Source organism: Bradyrhizobium sp. 134, assembly GCF_023074155.1.
Classification (GTDB): domain Bacteria; phylum Pseudomonadota; class Alphaproteobacteria; order Rhizobiales; family Xanthobacteraceae; genus Bradyrhizobium.
The window spans coordinates 765850-786340 of the sequence record NZ_JADPKX010000074.1; the positions used below are offsets into that span (position 1 = coordinate 765850).

The following is a 20491-nucleotide window of genomic DNA, read 5'->3' on the forward strand; positions in this document are numbered from 1 at the left end:
CGAGCAGTAGCAAATCGGGCGGCAGATTCAATGCCAGCGCAGGATCGGAGCGAACGGCAGCAGCGTCAGCAGCACGAACAGCGGGATCAGCACCGCGCTGGCCCGCACGAAATAACCGAAGAAGCTCGGCATCTCGATGCCGTTCTCGCTTGCGATGCTGCTCACCATGAAATTCGGCGCATTGCCGATATAGGTGAGCGCGCCCATGTAGACTGCGCCCATGGAGATGGAAGCGAGCGTGCCCGAGAGCTCATGCATCAGCACCTGCGGGTCGCCGCCGGCGAGCTCGAAGAACAACAGATAGGTCGGCGCATTGTCGAGAAACGCCGACATCAGACCGGTGAACCAGAAATAGGCAACCTCGCGCGGCGTGCCGTCCGGCCCTGTCACGGCCGACAACAGCCAGGCGAACGCGCCGTGATGGCCGGCATCCAGCATGGCAATGACCGGGATGATCGCGATAAAAATGCCGGCGAACAGCTTCGCGACTTCGCGGATCGGCTCCCAGGTGAAGCCGTTGGCCTGCCTGTGCTCGTCCGGCGTCAACCACACCGACAGGGCCGCTATGGCCAGCAGCGCCGCGTTGCGGACGATGTCTTCCAGCTCCAGCCTGGTTCCGAGAACGTCGAAGGCGATGCCGGGCTTCCACATCGCCGAGGCCAGCAGGCTCGCGACGACGGCCGCGATCAGCACCAGGTTGACGAGGCCGCGGATGCGGACCGGCTTCGCGGCGCCGACAGCGCCGGGCAAGGGTTCGCTGCGGAAGCGCCAGACGTCGATGACGACGAAGATCGCGAGCAGCAGTCCGGCAACGATCGCCGTCTGCAGCCAGATGGTCCGCGTGGTCCAGAAGAAGTCGACGCCGTGCAGGAAGCCGACGAACAGCGGGGGATCGCCGAGCGGGCTCAGCGCGCCGCCGACATTGGCGACCAGGATGATGAAGAAGATGACGACATGGGCGTTGTAGCGCCGCGGCCGGTTGGCGCGGATCAGAGGGCGGATCAGGATCATGGCCGCCCCCGTGGTGCCGACGACGCTCGCCATCACCGTACCGAGCGCGAGGATGCCGGCATTTGATGCCGGCGTCGCCTTGATGTCGCCCGTCACGAGAATGCCGCCAGCCACGACATAGAGCGAGAACAGCAGCACGATGAAGCCGAGATATTCGGCGAGCATGGCGTGAACGAGCGCGGCCAACGTCGCCATGCTCCCGGCAAGGATGACGAGCGAGGCGAGTGCCAGCAGCGACCAGGCCGCGGCGATCTTGCCGTAATGGTGGTGCCAGACTTTTGCAAACAGCAGCGGCCCGAGCGCGATCGACAGCAGCAGGCCGGCAAAGGGCAGCGCATAGGGCCAGCCCATCACCGCGCCGTCGAGCCCGGTCGCCGCCCATGCGTGCTGTGGCAACAACACGACGAGGATCGCGGCGATGAACCCGCTCCCGCGCCGAACGAAAAGTCGTCTAGAAAGCAATGAAGCGCCTCGCCGTTTCAATCGCACCGAACGCATCGAGATTATCGTGTCCGCCGCCCGCAAAGCGAACGAACTGTTTCGGTTCATGCGCGAGCACGAACAGACGCTCTCCGAACACGATGGAAATGGCAAGGTCATCGGTGCCATGCATCACCAATAGCGGCACAGTGACGCGCGGGATGCGCTCGTCGGAATGAAATGGATCGCGCATCAGCAGACGCACCGGAACGTACCAGAACGATGAAGCTGCAATATCGGCCGTCGATGTATAGGGCGCTTCCAGGATGAGTTTTCCAACACGATGCTCCGAGGCGACCGCGACCGCCACGCCGGTCCCGAGTGAAAAGCCCCAGGCGACGATTCGCTCCGCCGCGTAGCGCGCAGTGGTGAAGGCGTAGGCGGCCGCGGCATCGCGCAGCAGGCCGGCCTCACTCGGCGCCCCGCTCGAGCCGGCATAGCCGCGATAGGACAGCGCGACGAGGCCGGTGCCGTCCGCCGTCATGGCCTTGAGGCGGCTGACGCGACCGGCGAGATAATCGCCATTGCCCGGAAAATACAGGATCACGGGACGGCCTTGCTTCGCCGGCACGTGCCAGACGATGACCTTCTCGCCGTCGGTGGTGGTCAGGACGTGCTCTTCGGCCTCAGGGAGGCCTGCGGCGTCCGGCGCGGTGCGGCCGACGGGCGGGATCGGAAACAGCATCTCGCGCTGCCTGACATACAGCACGAGGAGACCGGCGAAATAGACGGTCACGAGCAGGATGGCGATCCACTTGACGATGGTCATGATGACGCGGCCCGGCCCCCGTTCAGGGCTTTGCAGCAGCTCCGCAGCAATTTCATGACACCGCCCGAGGCGCCCCGGAACGTTGAGGCGCCCGCACGCCACCTGCTGAGCGGCGTACCATGCGACGCGCTGCTCGCGCGTCGCATTCGCAATGGTCGGTTTGTCTCCGCGTTACATCGCCTTGACGATGTTCTCGGTGACCTTCTTGGCGTCGCCGAGCAGCATCATGGTGTTGTCGCGATAGAACAGCGGATTGTCGATGCCGGCATAGCCCGAGGCGAGCGAGCGCTTGATGAACATCACGGTTCCGGCCTTCCAGACCTGGAGCACGGGCATGCCGTAGATCGGCGAGGTCTTGTCCTCTTCGGCCGCCGGATTGGTGACGTCGTTGGCGCCGATCACGAAAGCAATGTCGGCCTGCGCGAATTCGGAGTTGATGTCCTCGAGCTCGAACACCTCGTCATAGGGCACATTGGCTTCGGCCAGCAGCACGTTCATGTGGCCGGGCATGCGGCCGGCGACCGGGTGAATGGCGTATTTCACCTCGACGCCTTCCTTCTTCAGGATGTCGCCCATTTCGCGTAGCGCATGCTGGGCCTGCGCCACCGCCATGCCGTAGCCGGGCACGATGATGACCTTCTGCGCGTTCTTCATGATGAAGGCGGCGTCGTCGGCCGAGCCGAGCTTGGCCGGCTTCTGCTCGCCGCCGCCACCGCCCGCCGCCGCGGTCTCGCCGCCGAAGCCGCCGAGGATGACCGAGATGAAGGAGCGGTTCATCGCGTGGCACATGATGTAGGACAGGATCGCGCCGCTCGATCCCACCAGCGCGCCGGTGATGATCAGCGCGGAGTTGCCGAGCGTGAAGCCGATGCCGGCCGCGGCCCAGCCCGAGTACGAGTTCAGCATCGAAATGACGACCGGCATGTCGGCGCCGCCGATCGGGATGATCATGAGCACGCCGAGGGCCAGCGCGATGATGACGATCAGCCAGAAGTCGAGCGCGCTGCCCGACATCACCAGTCCGACGATGAAGACGACGAGGGCGATCGCGAGTGCGATATTGATGAAGTGGCGGAACGGCAGGATGATCGGCGCACCGCTCATCCGCGCGGACAGCTTCAGGAACGCGATCACCGAGCCGGTGAACGTCAACGCGCCGATGGCGACGCCGAGCGACATTTCAACCAGGCTCTGCGGATGAATGTTGCCGGGGCTGCCGATGTCGAAGGCCTCTGGCGCGTAGAACGCACCGGCGGCGACCAGCACCGCGGCCATGCCGACCAGCGAATGGAACGCGGCGACCAATTCCGGCATCGAGGTCATCGGCACGCGGCGCGCGATCACCGCGCCGACGCTGCCGCCGATCGCGATGCCAAGGATCACGAGGATCCAGGCGAGGCCGTCCGCCGGCGGATGGCTGGCCAGCGTGGTGGCGACCGCGATCGCCATGCCGATCATGCCGAAGAAATTGCCCTGCCGCGATGAGGCGGGGCTGGACAGCCCGCGCAGTGACAGGATGAACAGCACACCCGCCACGAGATACAGAACTGCAGCCAGATTGGCGTTCATCTCAGGTCCCCTTTGCCTTTGTCACCCCGAGGTGCACGCCGCTCACTTCACTTTCTTCTTGTACATCGCCAGCATGCGCTGGGTGACAAGGAAGCCGCCGAAGATATTCACGCAGGCGAAAATGAGCGCGATGAAGCCGAAGCCGCGCGCCCAGCCTGAGCCGCTCGAGATCATGCCGACGCCGACAGCGAGCAGCGCTCCGACCACGATCACCGAGGAGATCGCATTGGTCACGCTCATCAGCGGCGTATGCAGCGCCGGGGTCACCGACCACACCACGAAATACCCGACGAAGACGGCGAGAACGAAGATCGACAGTCGGAAGACGAAGGGATCGACGACCTGTGCAATATGCTCCACGACGGCTCTCCTTACGCTTTCGGCTGGAAGTTCGGGTGGATGACGGCGCCATCCCTGGTCAGCGCGGTCGCCTTGACGAGTTCGTCGTCCCAGTTCACGGCCAGCGCCTTGCTGGTCTTGTCGACCATCGTCTCGATGAAGTTGAACAAATTGCGCGCGTAGAGGCTGGAGGCCGACGCCGCGACGCGGCCGGCGACGTTGGTATAGCCGACGATCTTGATGCCACCGACATCGGCGACCTCGCCCGCCTTGACGCCTTCGACATTGCCGCCGCGCTCGACAGCGAGATCGACCAGCACCGATCCCGGCTTCATCGACTTGACCATGTCGGCCGTGACGAGCCTCGGCGCAGGCCGGCCCGGAATCAGCGCAGTGGTGATCACGATGTCCTGCTTCTTGATGTGCTCGGCGGTGAGCGCGGCCTGCTTGGCCTGGTACTCCTTGGACATTTCCTTGGCGTAGCCGCCGGCGGTCTGCGCGTTCTTGAATTCCTCATCCTCGACGGCGAGGAATTTTGCACCGAGCGATTCGACCTGCTCCTTGGTGGCGGGCCGGACGTCGGTCGCGGTGACGACGGCGCCGAGACGGCGCGCGGTCGCGATCGCCTGGAGGCCGGCGACGCCGACGCCCATCACGAACACTTTGGCGGCGGGCACCGTGCCGGCCGCGGTCATCATCATCGGGAAGGCGCGTCCGAAGGCCTCGGCGCCCTCGATCACGGCGCGGTAGCCGGCGAGGTTGGCCTGCGAGGACAGCACGTCCATCACCTGCGCGCGCGTGATGCGCGGCATCAATTCCATCGCGAAGGCGGAGACGCCGGCATCGGCGATCGTCTTCAGCGCGGCCTCGTTGCCATAGGGGTCCATGATGGCGATGACGAGCGCGCCGCGCTTGTACTGGGCCAACTCGGAGGCTTCGGGGCGCTTCACCTTGATGATGATATCGGCGTCCTTCAGCGCGTCGGCGCTGACGGTGGCGCCCACGGCGGTGAATTCGGAATCCGGCAGACCCGACTTGAGGCCGGCGCCCGGCTCGATGGCGATCTCGGCGCCTAACGCCTTGAACTTCTTCACCGTATCCGGCGAAGCGGCGACCCGCGGCTCCGACGGATCGATTTCCTTGGCAACGGCGATCTTCATAGGCCCTCCGGCGACGCGGGAAAGAGCGCGCACGCGAACTTAGCGTTACTCCCGCAACGTTGGATACCGGTTTTCAATCCGGCTTGATTGCAAATTTTATGGGCACCGACGACGCTGGCGGTGCTGCAGGCAGTGGATCAGGTCAGGAAGATCGCCATCAGGATCACGATGAGCGCGACCGAGACCGTGCCGTACTTCACCAGCTTGATGAAGCCCTCGTAGGTCTGCTCGTGGGCAACGTAGTCGTTGCCGTCGGCGGTGCTGTACGCCACTTCGCTATGGTCGGCCATGAATTGTCCCCAGTCGAAAGTCGAATTTCATGGCTGGGATACCGCAAACTTTCGGGCAGGGCAACGGCAGGCAGGCGCGGTTTCCCGGCAAATCAGGTCATTTGGAATTCCGATTGGCGGGAAAGCTCGGCGCGAGCGCCGCTCAGCCCTGATCGATCATCGTGGCGGTGACGCTTGCGGCGGGGCGCTGGGATACTGGAAGGCCGAGCGCCTCGCGGACCGCGTCGATCGCCGGCTCGCCCGCTTCGGTGAATCGGGCCGTATGCGGATTGACGCCGCACCCGACCGCCACCGGGTTGTCGCCGGACAGGAAACCGTGGGCCATGTGGAAGCCCAGCGCGCGGTAGACCTCGAACTGCTCCTCCGAGAAGAACTGGTCGCCCGTGGTCTCGTGCGGGAACGTGGCGTGCCGCCGCGCATAGTCGCGGATGTAGTCGTTCTCGTCTCCGGTCAGGGACGATTTAAGGTAGACGAGATAGCCAATGTCGCCGGCGCCGTAGTCGATGGTGCCGACGGCGACGTGGACGTGATCGATCGGCTCGTCGTGGCGCCGGCCTGAGGACGTCGAGGGGTCCGCATTGCACGCCATGACGGCCCGCGTGCGCTCGCGGATCGGTATCCAGGGCAGATCGATCCGGACACCGAGATCGATGCGGGCATAACGCTGCAACGTCATCAGCGACGCGAAGTTCATCGGCGTGTCCGCTTCCGCATCCACGGCGATGATGACCCGGCAACGCCGGCGCAGCAGCTCGTAGATGCCGAGATTCTCGATATGGCCGCCGTCGGTGAGATAGACACCGTCGCTGTTCTCGTAGAGACGGCCGGAAATCTCCGACCAGAAAAAGAGCGGCGAGAAGCGGCGGAACCAGCGCGCATTCACGTAGCGCGGATTTCGCAGCCAAAAGCCGAGCCGCACGTTGAGAAGCGCAAGCGTCGGCGTCAGCGATCGGATCGAGTTCGATCCCATGTTCGACGACGCAGCCGCCCCGGAGATCGCCATGGCCGTGGCGAGGTCGAGACTTTGCTCGGCCTTCTCGACAGCCAGGGTCGCCGCGTAGCCGGTGGCCTCGCTCCCGACATTGCGCGGTGAGAATACGAAGAAGTCGGCGTTGCGGCCGCGCCGGTTGGCGAAGTCCGATCCCTGGATGTTCAGCGCCGTGTTGATAAGGTGATAAGGCGCCAGCAATTTGGGCCCGCCCTGTTGGCGGTCCTCCTGAGCGTCTGCGACGCCATAAAGGTCGCTCAGCTTCATGCGATCGAGCGACTTGAAGTCGCGCCCCTGGTCTAGACTGGCCTCGGCACGCGCAAGATCGTGCTCGACCGGCCGGATCGGGTTGAACAGGAAGGCCTTGCTCAGCCTGTCGCGGTAAAGCCGGTGCAGCGAGTTCGCATTCGGGGTCAGAAGCCAGGAGACCAGGAACAACAACAGACCCGTCAGCGCATACAGGACGATCACCGGCAGGGTGTAGCCGTAGGCCGCGTCGGATCCCGATCCCTGGAACAGTTGGGGAAAGTACGGCTGAACCCTGAGCTTGACCCATTGTGCCGCAGGCTGAAGCCACGCCGGCGCGTGCCAAGTCGCCAACCGATCCGAGTCCGTCTCGACGCGCGGCTCGGGGGACGGCGCAGCCTTTGGCTCAGTGAATTCGATGGCGGCGTTTCGGTCCAGCTGCACCTTGCCTGCGAGCGCCGCCGGGAGGGTCGCGGACAATTTTGCCTTGGCGATGCAGTCCCTCTGCTCGGTCTGGGCCGAGCAATCCCTGAAGATGTCGTTGGAGATCCCCCAATAAGACAAATTGAGATAAGCGACCCAGATGATCAGCGGCAAGGCGAGGCCGGCGAACCAGAGCGCGGCCTTGGCAACGACTGCAAGAACCATCGATCCTCGCTGCGAGGAAGCGCTGTTGCCCTTCAGCAGCTCGAGAAATTGCTGCCGGAACGCGGCGACGAGCGCCGCGATCGGCGCCGCGACGGCGGCAAGCGACTGTATCCAGGTCACCGCGACGCCGCCGACCGGCCCGCCGATCACGCTGCTGTCGGCAACATCGAACATCTGCCGCAGCATGAACGGCTGAAACTCGAAGAAGGCGATGGCCGACAGCAGGACCAGGAAGGTCGCCCCCACGGTCGGCAAATGCGAACGAAATTCCTGGCGATGGCTCGGGCGGGCAAAGGACCGCACGATCGCCCACAGGAAAAAGAGTCCGACCACGATGATCGCAGTTGCCAGGGTGAGCGCGAAGTTGGTCACCTTGAGCACGCGCGCGAAATCGCAGGCGCCGCCGACGACAAGGACGATGGCCGCGGCATAGACCCATACGATCGCCGGACCGCTCCCCCGTTCGGATCGCGAGCAGATATATGCCAGCACTGCGCAGGCGAGCAGGATCACACAGGCGATGGCACCGACCTTGGTGAAGCCGTGCTGATTCACGAAGCCGAAATCGTATAGCTCGCATCTCTTGGAATCGACAAAGCTGACGCCGAACAGATTGGCGACCGTCAGGCACGTCCGGGTCGGCGTCGACCAGATGGTGACCGCCGCCAGCATCAGGATGATCGGAAGGATGATCCCGATATTGGCGATCAATCCGCGCACCACGATGGCAAAGCCGGTGAGGAGATCGCGCACGCCGGCGGGGATCAGATAGTTGGAGTAATTCCGGATGTGCCCGACGGAGGCGGTATCGCTGATCTCGCTCGCGGTCGCGGTGCCGCCCGAAGGCCTCTCCCCGAACACGAAACGCCGCGTGACCGTCATGGTCGCGCTGAGCGAGGCGCCGATGTAGCCGCCGCCCGAGACAGTCGAGAGGTAGTCGATCCGCCGGAACAGATTGTGGTGGTTCAACGCCTGGAGGACGCCGAGGCAGAGCGCCGAGGACCGAATGCCGCCGCCGGACAATGCGAGCCCGGTGACGTCGAGCATCTGGCAGGATTGCAGACCATCCGTGCCGATCTGGCGCGTCGCCTCGCGGCGGGTGTTGATGGCTTCGATCTCGTCGCGAACGATCTGATGGTGCTTTTCGCACCACGGCATTTCCTCAGTAGACCGCGGCGCCCGGGCTTCAACGGGCTGCGTCGGCTGGACATGATCGAGCATGCGTGCCTCCCCTGGGCGGCGGAGCACCGGCAATCAATGGTTGTAAAGCGAATGAAAATAGCCTTATGAAATTTTAGTCTCGCCGGGGATGCAAACGTTCAATGCCACATCGCCGGCGCGCGGTTGCGAAGGCTATGTGGCCAAACGCTGCGTCGCCAAAGGCTGCGCGGCGCCGGCTGGAACGCGCCGGCGCTGCATCCTGCGGAAGGTCTCGAGCCGCGCTTCAGGCAACTCGCGCCTGCCTCAGCCCATCGCTTCCAGCTCGTCGATCATGCCGGCGATGACGCTCAGGCCGCCGTCCCAGAACTTTGGATCCTTGGCATCGAGCCCGAACGGCCGCAGCAGTTCGGAATAATGCTTGGTGCCGCCGGCGGCGAGCATGTCGAGATACCGTTCAGCGAATCCCTCGGCCGCATTCTCGTAGACGGCGTAGAGCGAGTTCACGAGACAATCGCCGAACGCATAGGCGTAGACGTAGAACGGAGAATGGATGAAGTGCGGGATGTACATCCAGTAGTTCTCGTAGCCCGCTTTGATTTCGATTGCCGGCCCCAGGCTCTCGCCCTGCACAGAGAGCCAGATCTCGCCGAGCCGCGTCGCGGTGAGCTCGCCGTTCTTGCGCTCGGTGTGGACCGCGCGCTCGAAGGAATAGAACGCGATCTGCCGCACCACGGTGTTGATCATGTCCTCGACCTTGCCGGCGAGCAGCGCCTGGCGCTGCTTTGCGCTCCTGGTCTGCGCCAGCAGCCGCCGGAAGGTCAGCATCTCGCCGAACACGCTCGCGGTCTCCGCCAGCGTCAGCGGCGTCGGCGCCATCAATGCGCCGTTCCTGGCCGCCAGCACCTGGTGCACGCCGTGGCCGAGCTCATGGGCGAGCGTCATCACGTCGCGCGGCTTGCCCTGGTAGTTCATCAGCACGTAGGGGTGCGCGGACGGCGTGGTCGGATGCGAGAAGGCCCCCGGCGCCTTGCCCGGGCGCACCGGCGCGTCGATCCAGCGGTCGGTGAAGAAGCGCTCGGCGATGTCAGCCATCTTTGGCGAGAAGCCGCGATAGGCGGTGAGCACCATGTTTCGCGCGTCGCCCCAGCCGATCACGTCGGTCGCAGCAAAGGGCAGCGGCGCGTTGCGGTCCCAATAGGCCAGGCGCTTCCTGCCGAACCAGCGTGCCTTCAGCGCGTAGTAGCGATGCGACAATTTTGGATAGGCCGCGCGGACTGAGGCGACCAACGCATCCACCACCTCGCGCTCGACGCGGTTATTCAGATGCCGGGAATCCGCGACGTCCTTGAAGCCGCGCCAGCTGTCGGAGATGTCCTTGTCCTTGGCCAGGGTGTTCGTGATCAGCGCAAAGGTGCGCTCATTGGCCTTGAAAGTCTTTGCGAGCGCCTCTGCCGCGGCCTTGCGCTTGGCGCCGTCGCGGTCCTGCAACAGATTGAGCGTTGGCTCGATCGCGAGATCCTTGGGCCCGACCTTGAAGCGCAAGCCCGAGATGGTCTGGTCGAACAGCCGGTTGAAGGCGGAATAGCCGGTCTGCGCCTTCTCCAGGAAGAGCTGCTCGAGCTTGTCGTCGAGCTGGTACGGCTTCTCCTTGCGCAGATCCTCGATCCAGGGACGGTAGTGCGCGAGCTCGGTGGCCTGCATCGCGCGGTTCAAAATATCGTCATCGATGCGATTGAGCTCGAGCGCGAAGAACAGCAGATGTGTCGATGCCGCCGTCAGGCGCTCGGAAACGTCGCCGTAAAATTTTGAAATCTTGGGGTCCACGCTGTCGCCGGCATGAACGAGGCCAGCGTACGAGCCGAGCCGGCCGGCGAGGTCGTCGATCGCCTCATAGCGTCGCACGGCTTCAGCGAGCCATTTTCCGCCATCTTCCTTTGCTGTTCCTGTTGCGAGCTTGCCCTTGTAGTCCGTCTCGAACGCGACGCAATCGGCATCCATCTTTGCGAGATCGCGCGCCACTTCCGGTGCATCGATCCCGGAATAGAGGTCGGCGAGGTTCCACTCCGGAAGCTTGCCGGTCTTGCTCGCAGGCTTTGCGGGTGAAGGCTTGGCAAGCGAAGACTTGGCGGGTGAACGCTTGGAGGGTTTTGCCTTGGCTGTCTTGGTGTTCGGCTTGCGAAGAGCGGGCTTGCTGATGGCGGACTTCTTAACTGCAGGCTTGGAGCGCGAATTCATTGTGTGGGAAACCTGTGTTCAACAATCGCGACGGCGGGCGGGGGCATCAGGATTTAACAGTGCGTTAATCGGCTTCGGCCAGAGTGCCCCGATTCGAGACAGATAGTAGTAGCGTGCGGGGAACACCATGGCTGCCAGTATTTTGATCGCCGACGACGACGCTGTAGCCCGCCGGCTGGTCGAAAACATGGTGCAGAAATGCGGCTATGAGACGATCGTGGTGGACTCCGGCGACGCGGCGATTGCCGCCCTCACCGCCCCTGACGCGGCCATCGACGGCGTCATCCTCGATCTCGTGATGCCCGGCCTCGACGGCATGGGCGTGCTGGCGAAAATCCGCGAAGCGGGTCTCAGCATCCCCGTCATCGTGCAGACGGCCCATGGCGGCATCGACAATGTAATCTCGGCGATGCGCGCGGGCGCGGCCGATTTCGTGGTCAAGCCGGTCGGCCTGGAGCGGCTCCAGGTCTCTCTTCGCAACGCGCTCAACTCCTCGGCGCTCAAGGGCGAATTGCAGCGCATCCGTCACAGCCGCGAGGGCCGGCTGACCTTCTCCGACATCATCACCCGCGCCGAGGCGATGGCGAGCGTGATGCGCGCGGCGCAGAAAGCAACAAACTCCTCGATCCCCGTGCTGATCGAGGGCGAGTCCGGCGTCGGCAAGGAGATGTTCGCGCGTGCCATCCATGGCAGCGGCGAGCGCAAGGCAAAGCCGTTCGTCGCGGTCAATTGCGGCGCGATCCCCGATAACCTCGTCGAGTCCATCCTGTTCGGTCACGAGAAGGGCGCCTTCACCGGCGCCACCGAACGCCACACCGGCAAGTTCGTCGAAGCCCATGGCGGCACGCTATTCCTGGACGAGGTCAGCGAGCTGCCGCTGAGCGCGCAGGTCAAGCTGCTTCGCGCGCTCCAGGAAGGCGCGGTCGAGGCGGTCGGCGGCCGCAGACCCGTGAAGGTCGACGTCCGCATCATCTCGGCGACCAATCGCAGGCTGCTGGAGCGGGTCAAGCAGGCCCACTTCCGGGAAGACTTGTTCTATCGCCTGCATGTGCTGCCGCTCACGATCCCATCGCTGCGCGCCCGGCGCGAGGACATTCCGCATCTGCTCAGGCATTTCCTGGCGCGTTTTGCCGCCGAGGAGAACCGCCCCATCACCGGCATCAGCGGCGAGGCCGTTGCTCACCTTGCCCAGCTCGATTGGCCCGGCAACATCCGCCAGCTCGAAAACGCGGTCTACCGCGCCGTGGTGATGAGCGACGGCGACCAGCTTGGCCTTGACGACTTCCCCCTGATCGCCTCGCAGCCACATCCGGGAACAGACATTCCGACCGCGCCGCTGATGCTTGAGCCGATCGCGACCCCCTCCGTCGTGTCGGGTAATGACATACCGATCGCACCGCTGCCGCAAGCGGGTGCTCTCTCCATGCTGACCGCGACCGGCGACGTCCGGCCGCTGGAGGATATCGAGAACGAGATCATCCGTTTCGCGATCTCGCATTACCGCGGGCAGATGTCCGAGGTCGCCCGCCGCCTCAAAATCGGCCGGTCCACCCTCTACCGCAAACTCGATGAGGCCGGGGTTCCCGGCCATGGCGGCAAAAGCGGTGAGGAGACGCACTGAGCCTGACGCGAACGGAGGTTCGTCCGGGCGGAGCGATACGACTGTAAGCCGTTCGTACGACGACGGAATTCGACTGCGATTTGAACCGTGACTTGGAAGTGACAGATACAGGGAAAAGCGCGTGGCAGAAGCGCACAATCCGTTGCCAAGAGGCTTGCTTGAAGTCAGTTTGTCGTGAGTTGTCCCGGGTAGCGCTGGCTGCGAAATCGGGGTCTGTATATCGTCTGCGTAGGATTCGTTGCGTGCAGGCGTGCAACTTTCGAGAGGCCGGCGCGGTTTAGCCGAAGCTCAATAGGCGATAACGAAGCTGTTCCACGGGGGACAGTTCACCCGAGGGGTGCGACACAATGCGTGACTGTTTGAACCACCGTGCAGGCTTTGACCGTGTCTTGATGACGGTCGCGGCGACCTTCCTCACGGTATCGGCCAGCTCGGCCCTGGCGCAGGATCAGGCGCGCAGCAGCGCTGCCGAGCTCGCGATCGAAGCCGCGATCCCGCGCCCCGAACCCGCAAACGTCCCGCCCCCGACCGCATCCGACATCAAGCTCGACACCACCGGCACGGTTCAGGACTCGGCAAAGGAGCCGGTCAAGGAACCCGTGAAGGCCGAAGCCGCTCCCGCGCCGGACAAGGTCGAGACCAAGCCTTCCGACGTCGCCACCACGCCGGCGACCGAGGCGCCGAAGAGCGAGACGGCGAAGACGGAACCTGCCAAGGCCGACACGGCGACAACGCCGGCCGCGCCCGCCACCGCTGCGGCTCCGGCCTCGGAGCCGGTGAAGGCCGCGAGCAACGTTCCCGCCGCCGACCAGCCGGTCGCCGACAAGCTCAAGGACGCCATCGGCGCCAAGGCTTCACGCTATTTCGACCGCAAGAACGAGCGCGCGACGATCGAGAAGTTTTACGGTGCACGCGACTTCGCGCCGGTCTGGACCCAGGCCGGCAGCCTGACCGCTGCGGCCAAGGGCGTGATCGCACGGCTGAAGGACGCGGCGTCCGACGGTCTCAATCCCGCCGATTACCCGCTGCCGGACTTCGCAGCCGCCACGACACCCGATACGCTCGCCGATGCCGAGCTCAAGCTCACCGCCAGCATGTTCGACTATGCGCGCCAGGCTCAGAGCGGCCGCATGCACTGGTCACAGGTCAGCGGCGACATCCTCTATCCCGAGCATCCGATCGATCCGAACGAGGTGCTCGCCAAGGTCACGACGGCGGCGGACGCCTCCGCGGCGCTCGACAGCTACAATCCGCCGCAGAAGCTCTATAAGGAGCTGAAGGCGAAGCTCGCAGAGCTCCGCGGCCAGGGCAACGGCCCGGTGATCGAGATCGCCGATGGTCCGACGCTGAAATACACCCCGGCCGGCAAGAAGCAGGCTGAAATCGTCGTTGAAGATCCGCGCGTGCCGCAGCTGCGCGCCAAGCTCGGCATCACCGAGAACGCCAACGACAGCCGCTATGACGCGGCGGTCGCAGAAGCCGTGCGCAAATTCCAGAACGGCGCCGAGCTCAAGGCGACCGGCGTCCTCGACGACAAGACGGTCAAGGCGATCAACACCCCGAAGCGCGACAAGCAGATCGACGTGGTGCTGGTGAACATGGAGCGCTGGCGCTGGCTGCCGCGCGACCTGGGCGTGCCCTCGCTCGGCGATGCCTACGTCATCCTCAACATTCCCGACTACACGCTGAAGGTGATGCAGCGCGGCCAGCAGGTCTGGACCACCCGCGTCGTCACCGGCAAGCCCGGCACGCATGCGACCCCGCTGCTCACCGAGACGATGAAGTACATCACGGTCAATCCCACCTGGAACGTGCCGCCGTCGATCGTCTACAACGAATATCTGCCGGCACTTCAGCAGGACCCGACCGTACTCCAGCGCATGGGCCTCAAGCTCGAGCAGAACCGCGACGGTTCAGTGCACATCTCGCAGCCGCCCGGTGAAGCCAACGCGCTCGGCCGCATCCGCTTCAATTTCCCCAACAAGTTCCTGGTCTATCAGCACGACACGCCGGACAAGAACCTGTTCGCCCGGGACGAACGCGCCTTCAGCCACGGCTGCATGCGCGTGCAGAACCCGGATCAGTACGCGTCGGTCCTGCTCAACATCGCGATGCCGAACGAGAAGTACACGCCGGAACGCATCCGCAGCATGTACGGCAAGAGCGAGATCGACTTGAAATTCCCGACCCCGATCCCGGTCAACATCACCTATCAGACCGCATTCGTGGACGATGGCGGCAAGCTGCAATTCCGCAAGGACGTCTATGGCCGCGACGCGACCATGATCAACATCCTGAAGAACGGTCGCGGCAAGGATCTCGAGAACGTGGTCGCGCACTCCCAGCCGAGCTATTCACGCCCGGCAACGACGCTGCCGAACGGCGTCCTGGCGGCCAATGGCGGCTCGTCCGGCCCGAATTTCTTCGAGCGCCTGTTCGGAGCGCCGACCCCGCCGCCGGCTCCGGTCGGCCGCCGTCCGCAGCAGCAGCGGGTGTTCACCCGCTGAGCCAGGCCCGCCCGGGTCTGATTTCCTGAAATTCAGCAATAAAATAAGCGACCTCATCCTCTGGATGGGGTCGCTTAACGTTAACCATTCTCCACCTGACCTCGGGCAGCGGGCCTTTTTTCGCCACACTCACCCGGTTAGGTTCGCGATCTGACTTGGTTTGGGGGCGGGAAGGTCAACCTCGAGTTAACCTTCTCGCTTTAACAAAGCGTTCATCCTCTTTCGTGCGCTACGGGGTTAGCGGGAGAGTCCATTTTGAACGCTCGTCGACTGGGTGGGCTCTAACGTGTTGACTGGTATCGCACGCCAATTTGCTGTGCTGTCGTTGTCCCATGCGGGAGTGAAGGCCGGATCACGGATCGGCCTCGCTGCCGTATTGCTGCTTGCTGCCGCGGGTTCAGTTCATAACGCCGCCGCGCTCAACGAGACCAAGACGCTCTCCTTCCACCACACCCATTCCGGCGAAGACCTTACCGTCACCTTCAAGCGCGACGGGCGCTACGACGAAGCGGCGCTGAAACAGCTCAACCACTTCCTGCGCGACTGGCGCAGCCAGGACGAGACGGTCATGGACCGTCACCTCTTTGACATCCTCTGGGAAGTCTACCGCGACGTCGACGGCAAGCAGCCGATCCAGATCATCTCCGCCTACCGCTCGCCCGCCACCAACTCCATGCTCCGCCGCCGCTCCTCCGGCGTGGCGCGCTTCAGCCAGCACATGCTGGGGCATGCGATGGACTTCTACATCCCGAACGTGCCGCTGGAGCAGATCCGCTTCGCCGGCCTGCGCCTCCAGCGCGGCGGCGTCGGCTTCTATCCGACCTCAGGCTCGCCGTTCGTACATCTGGACACCGGCAGCATCCGGCATTGGCCGCGCATGACGCATGACCAGCTCGCCCGGGTCTTCCCGGACGGACGCACCGTCCATGTCCCGACCGACGGCACGCCGCTGAAGGGCTATGAACTCGCCAAGGCCGAGATCGAGCGGCGCGGCAGCGGCGAGGATTCCGGCAGCAAGTCGAATTTCTTTGCCGCCCTGTTCAAGGGCAAGCCGGCTCCGGCCGCCACGAGCAACGACGAGGATGACGAGGGCGCGCCCGCTCCGGCTGCGAAGCCTGTCGCGCCGACCGTGGTCGCCGCCGCGACTAAGCCGGCCGATCCGGTGCCGACGCCGCGCGCCAAGCCGTCAATCGCGGCGACGATTCAGCTCGCCTCGGCCGATGCGCAGCTCGTCGCGCTGCCCAAGTCGAAGCCGGCGCCCGTGGCTGACAAGCCGGCCGCCGGCAAATCTGCTGACGCCAAGCCCGAGACGCCCGCCGACATCATCAATGCCCGTGGCTTCTGGGATGCCCCGGCTACGCCGCAGCAGGCGACGCCGGCCCAAGTGGCTGCGCTGAAGGCCCGCCAGGCGCTTGCCGCCGCCACCGATCCGCAGCCGACCGCGAGCGTGTCCAGCGCCGCCTATCAGGCGCTGGCCTACGCGCCGGCGTCCGCCTCCCCGGTCGACCGCGCCAATGTCGTCGCCGCCTCCGCGCCTATCCCGCGCTCCGCCCGTCCCGCCTCCGCGTCGCGTAACCTTGCACCCGCGACCGAGATCAACACGGTGGTCGGCAAGCGCGTCGACGGCATGGTCGCAACCGCGACCCGGCTCTCCGCAGCCAAGGGCGAAAGCATCTGGCTCAAGATCGTGATGCTGTCGCCGAGCGCCAGCCGCGCGATGTCGGTCACGCTGATGGGCGAGCTCGACACGGCCGCGATGCGCGCCTACTTCGTCAAGCCGCAGTCCGTGATCGCCATGGGTTTTGCCGACGATCCGATGCAGGGCTTGTCGTGCGACAGCTTCTCGGGCACCGCCACCGCCAAGCTCGAGACGACGTCGTTCGTCATGCGGACCGCCGCGTTGCGCTGAGGTCTTCGCGCGCCGCTAACGCTTCTTCCTTCGTCGATCCAGATGATACGTCAACGCCAGCGACAGGCAGACCGATAGCTCCCGCTTAGGCGGCTTGCCCGACACCGGCAACAGCAACGCCCTGGTCTGCCGATATTCGAACCGATCGGGAAAGCGTTCGCGAAAGGTATCGACCAGCGTCGTCTTGCAGTTGAACAGAATCGCGGCGTGCGCGGAGTCCTTCAGGCGGCCGAGCCGGATCGTGCTGCCACTGCCGGTCTCTTCGGTCAGATAAGCAGGCTCGCCCCATTTCAACGTTTCGGTGAGACGGCCGATGCCTTCATGCGCCGCGGCGGTCGCGAAGATCAGCTCGCGTACCCAAAGCAGCCGCTTGCCGATCGACGCCGGAAAAGCGTCGTAGGCACGGCTTACCTCGCGCGGCAGCGGCGGCGCAGTCACCGCGGTCTCCTTCGATCGACATGGTGTCGCCCAGGCCAAAGCCGGGACGACACCGATACCTCAGATCATCCCCAGTGCCTGCATGTAGGTCTCGAGGATCGTCTCGGCCTCGGCGCGCTCGTTCGGGTCCTGCTTGCGCATGCGCACGATGGTGCGCAGCGCCTTGACGTCGTAGCCGTTGCCCTTGGCCTCGGCGAAGACGTCGCGGATGTCGTCGGAGATCGCCTTCTTCTCTTCCTCCAGCCGCTCGATGCGCTCGATGATGGACTTGAGCTGGTCCTTGGCAAATTTCGTCGCGGGCTCGTCGTCGCGGACGGCGGCGGAGGTGGCCATCTTGGTACTCCCAATGGAACTGGCAAAACGAGGTGACGCCGGCATCATCACCGCGCGTGCTGGTTAGACCCTTAGGGTTCGGACCTCTCGCGTTCAAGGCGGCATCGCGCTCGTCCACAGCGCGCCCACACCTTCCTGCGGCGCGTCGAAGAAAGCTGTTGTGTGATGCGACTCAAGGGCACCGCACATCAGGCTGCCGGCGCGGCCGTTCAGTGCCCGGGATGAACCTTCTTCATGGCGTCGAGCTGCTCAGGCGTGGCCGCGCCCTGGTATTTCGATTTCCAGGCCTCGTAAGGCATGCCATAGACGGCTTCCCGGCTCTCGTCCTTGCTTAAGGCGACGCCTTGGGCGTCGGCGGCGTCCTTGAGCCAGTTGGACAGGCAGTTGCGGCAGAAGCCTGCGAGATTCATCAGGTCGATGTTCTGGACGTCTGTCCGCGTCTTCAAATGATCGACCAGGCGCCGGAAAGCGGCAGCCTCGAGTTCCGTTCTGGTTTTGTCGTCGATTGCCATGGCTGGATCCCTCGGCTTTGCGAAATTGGCAGTGACCTGGATGGGGCACCCTTACGAGATCAGGTGGGGCCTGTCACAGATTTTGCCATATCGCGGCGCAAACGGGCGCAAAGCCGGCTTCGGGCAGTTCCCGGGCCCTACGCCAAATCGTCAATGATCTGATATAGCTTCCGCGACAATGATCGCCGAATCTCCCCGCTCCCCCCTTCGCCTGCTCGCCCGGTTGGTCCCGGTGCTGGTGGTTGGCTTGCTATGCTTTTGGGCCAGCCCGGCCTCCGCCGATTTCCGGCTCTGCAACAATACATCGAGCCGGGTCGGCATCGCGCTCGGCTACAAGGATGCCGAGGGCTGGACCACCGAGGGCTGGTGGAACATCTCGTCCCGCTCCTGCGAGACCCTGCTGCGCGGAACGTTGGTGGCCCGCTTCTATTACATCTACGCCATCGACTATGACCGCGGCGGCGAATGGTCGGGCCAGGCCTTCATGTGCTCGCGCGACAAGGAGTTTACCATCCGCGGCACCGAGGATTGCCTCGCACGTGGCTATGACCGGACCGGCTATTTCGAGGTCGATACCGGCGAGCAGCGGGCCTGGACCGTGCAGCTCACCGATGCCAACGAGCAGCCGTCAAAACAGCAGCGCGTGCCTGGTCTCCCCGGCCCGGTTGGTCCGGGGGTTCCGGGTTTGCCCAATGGCCCGCCCGGTGGTACGCCCCCCGCCGCGCCTGGCCTCCCGCCAGCTCCCTCGCCCCCGTCTGGAAATAAGCCATGAGGCGTCTTCGCCGTATCAAGATTCTCGCGACCCTGGGACCCGCCTCTTCGGACCTCGCGATGATCCGCCGCCTGTTCGAGGCCGGCGCCGACCTGTTCCGCATCAACATGAGCCACACCCCGCATGACAAGATGCGCGAGCTGGTGGCGACGATCCGCAACGTCGAGAGCAGCTATGGCAGGCCGATCGGCATTCTGGTCGACCTCCAGGGCCCAAAGCTCCGGCTCGGTGCCTTCGCCGAAGGCGCGGTCCAGCTCCAGAATGGCCAGACCTTCACGCTGGATTCCGACAAGGCGCCGGGCGACACCACTCGCGTCCAGCTTCCGCATCCGGAGATCCTGGCGGCGCTGCGGCCGGGCCATTCGCTGCTGCTCGACGACGGCAAGGTGAGGCTGATCGCCGAGGAGACCTCGAAGGAGCACGCGGTGACGCGCGTCGTGGTCGGCGGCCGGATGTCCGATCGCAAGGGTGTCAGCCTGCCCGACACCGACTTGCCGGTCTCGGCGATGACGCCGAAGGACCGCGCCGACCTCGAGGCGGCGCTGGTCACCGGCGTCGACTGGATCGCGCTGTCCTTCGTGCAGCGCGCCGACGACGTGCTCGAGGCCAAGAAGATGATCCGCGGCCGTGCGGCGGTGATGGCCAAGATCGAGAAGCCGCAGGCGATCGATCGCCTCGCCGACATCATCGACGCCTCCGACGCCCTGATGGTGGCGCGCGGCGACCTCGGCGTCGAGCTGCCGCTGGAACGCGTGCCGAGCCTGCAGAAGCAGATGACACGCATGGCGCGGCGCGCCGGCAAGCCGGTGGTGATCGCGACGCAGATGCTGGAATCGATGATCCAGTCGCCGGTGCCGACCCGCGCCGAAGTCTCCGACGTCGCCACAGCCGTCTATGAAGGTGCCGACGCCATCATGCTGTCGGCGGAATCGGCGGCCGGCAAATTCCCGGTCGAGGCTGTCTCGACCATGAATCGCATCGGCGAGGAGGTGGAGCGCGACCCGATCTATCGCTCCGTCATCACCGCACAGCGCCCCGCCCCGGAAGCCACCGCCGGCGATGCCATCGCTGACGCCGCGCGGCAGATCGCCGAGACGCTCGACCTGCCGGCCCTGATCTGCTGGACCAGCTCGGGATCGACCGCCGTGCGCGTGGCGCGCGAGCGGCCGAAGCCGCCGATCGTGGCGATCACGCCAAACGTCGCGGCGGGACGCCGGCTGTCGGTCGTCTGGGGCATACATTGCGTGGTGGCGGAAGATGCGCGCGACCAGGACGACATGGTGAGCCGCGCCGGCCAGATCGCGTTCCGCGACGGCTTCGTCCGGGCCGGCCAGCGCGTGATCATCGTCGCCGGCGTGCCGCTCGGCATCCCCGGCACCACCAACATGGTGCGCATCGCCTCGGTCGGCCCCGAGGGCGAAGCGAATATTTAGGTCCGCAGGCACGCGGCAAACAAAAATGTCGAAAACAACCCCATGCACAGTAGCCGGCGGGTCCGGCGCA

Annotated in this window: 16 protein-coding genes; 5 read left to right on the top strand and 11 right to left on the bottom strand. The window is 64.8% G+C overall.

The genetic code is table 11. From position 1 onward, the window contains the following. Nucleotides 1-27: 27 nt before the first annotated feature. The 8 genes from IVA75_RS33855 to IVA75_RS33890 form a co-directional block, all read right to left on the bottom strand. The gene (locus IVA75_RS33855; protein WP_027570359.1) at nucleotides 28-1509 is read right to left on the bottom strand and encodes a sodium:proton antiporter; all 1482 of its coding nucleotides are present in this window, start codon (nucleotides 1507-1509) and stop codon (nucleotides 28-30) included. Beyond that, on the bottom strand, nucleotides 1463-2260 hold the full coding sequence (locus tag IVA75_RS33860; protein ID WP_247287602.1) for an alpha/beta hydrolase: 798 nt from the start codon (nucleotides 2258-2260) through the stop codon (nucleotides 1463-1465). Before IVA75_RS33860 ends, IVA75_RS33855 begins: the two co-directional genes overlap by 47 nt. Nucleotides 2261-2431: 171 nt before the next feature. Then, on the bottom strand, nucleotides 2432-3829 hold the full coding sequence (locus IVA75_RS33865) for an NAD(P)(+) transhydrogenase (Re/Si-specific) subunit beta (RefSeq protein ID WP_247287601.1): 1398 nt from the start codon (nucleotides 3827-3829) through the stop codon (nucleotides 2432-2434). A 42-nt stretch (nucleotides 3830-3871) separates the two neighbouring features. Continuing rightward, nucleotides 3872-4189, bottom strand: coding sequence for a proton-translocating transhydrogenase family protein (locus IVA75_RS33870; RefSeq protein WP_007596278.1), 318 nt, complete (start codon nucleotides 4187-4189; stop codon nucleotides 3872-3874). Nucleotides 4190-4200: 11 nt separating this feature from the next. Next, nucleotides 4201-5328, bottom strand: a complete 1128-nt coding sequence (locus IVA75_RS33875) for a Re/Si-specific NAD(P)(+) transhydrogenase subunit alpha (protein WP_247287600.1) — start codon at nucleotides 5326-5328, stop codon at nucleotides 4201-4203. Nucleotides 5329-5465: 137 nt separating this feature from the next. Continuing rightward, on the bottom strand, nucleotides 5466-5618 hold the full coding sequence (locus IVA75_RS33880; protein ID WP_007596280.1) for an aa3-type cytochrome c oxidase subunit IV: 153 nt from the start codon (nucleotides 5616-5618) through the stop codon (nucleotides 5466-5468). Between the two features lie 142 nt (nucleotides 5619-5760). Then, nucleotides 5761-8721 carry a patatin-like phospholipase family protein gene (locus tag IVA75_RS33885; RefSeq protein WP_247287599.1) on the bottom strand — a complete coding sequence of 987 codons (2961 nt, stop codon included), beginning with the start codon at nucleotides 8719-8721 and terminating at the stop codon, nucleotides 5761-5763. Between the two features lie 243 nt (nucleotides 8722-8964). Beyond that, the gene (locus IVA75_RS33890; RefSeq protein ID WP_247287598.1) at nucleotides 8965-10896 is read right to left on the bottom strand and encodes a M3 family oligoendopeptidase; all 1932 of its coding nucleotides are present in this window, start codon (nucleotides 10894-10896) and stop codon (nucleotides 8965-8967) included. 127 nt (nucleotides 10897-11023) lie between these two features. On the opposite strand from IVA75_RS33890, the gene IVA75_RS33895 reads away from it, so the two are divergent. From IVA75_RS33895 to IVA75_RS33905, 3 genes are all read left to right on the top strand, one after another. Continuing rightward, nucleotides 11024-12517 (top strand): sigma-54 dependent transcriptional regulator, encoded by a 1494-nt coding sequence (locus IVA75_RS33895; protein WP_247287597.1) that lies wholly within the window; start codon nucleotides 11024-11026, stop codon nucleotides 12515-12517. Between the two features lie 347 nt (nucleotides 12518-12864). Then, on the top strand, nucleotides 12865-15024 hold the full coding sequence (locus IVA75_RS33900) for a L,D-transpeptidase family protein (RefSeq protein WP_247287596.1): 2160 nt from the start codon (nucleotides 12865-12867) through the stop codon (nucleotides 15022-15024). Between the two features lie 286 nt (nucleotides 15025-15310). Continuing rightward, on the top strand, nucleotides 15311-16933 hold the full coding sequence (locus tag IVA75_RS33905) for a DUF882 domain-containing protein (protein ID WP_247287595.1): 1623 nt from the start codon (nucleotides 15311-15313) through the stop codon (nucleotides 16931-16933). A 15-nt stretch (nucleotides 16934-16948) separates the two neighbouring features. Here the strand turns inward: IVA75_RS33905 and IVA75_RS33910 are convergent, their stop codons facing one another. From IVA75_RS33910 to IVA75_RS33920, 3 genes are all read right to left on the bottom strand, one after another. Then, entirely contained in the window at nucleotides 16949-17371 is a 423-nt protein-coding gene (locus tag IVA75_RS33910) for a DUF1801 domain-containing protein (RefSeq protein ID WP_247287593.1), read from the bottom strand. Between the two features lie 60 nt (nucleotides 17372-17431). Next, nucleotides 17432-17704 carry a DUF2312 domain-containing protein gene (locus tag IVA75_RS33915; protein ID WP_007596286.1) on the bottom strand — a complete coding sequence of 91 codons (273 nt, stop codon included), beginning with the start codon at nucleotides 17702-17704 and terminating at the stop codon, nucleotides 17432-17434. A gap of 209 nt (nucleotides 17705-17913) precedes the next feature. Then, nucleotides 17914-18216: a DUF1244 domain-containing protein gene (locus IVA75_RS33920; protein ID WP_007596287.1), complete on the bottom strand. Its 303-nt coding sequence runs from the start codon at nucleotides 18214-18216 to the stop codon at nucleotides 17914-17916. Nucleotides 18217-18394: 178 nt separating this feature from the next. Between IVA75_RS33920 and IVA75_RS33925 the strand changes: the two genes are divergently transcribed. Further along, nucleotides 18395-18988 carry a DUF1036 domain-containing protein gene (locus tag IVA75_RS33925; protein ID WP_027570349.1) on the top strand — a complete coding sequence of 198 codons (594 nt, stop codon included), beginning with the start codon at nucleotides 18395-18397 and terminating at the stop codon, nucleotides 18986-18988. After that, a complete protein-coding gene (gene pyk / locus IVA75_RS33930) occupies nucleotides 18985-20421 on the top strand; it encodes a pyruvate kinase (RefSeq protein WP_027570348.1) in 1437 nt (478 codons plus the stop codon). The genes IVA75_RS33925 and pyk overlap by 4 nt, the downstream gene beginning before the upstream one ends. Nucleotides 20422-20491 lie beyond the last annotated feature (70 nt).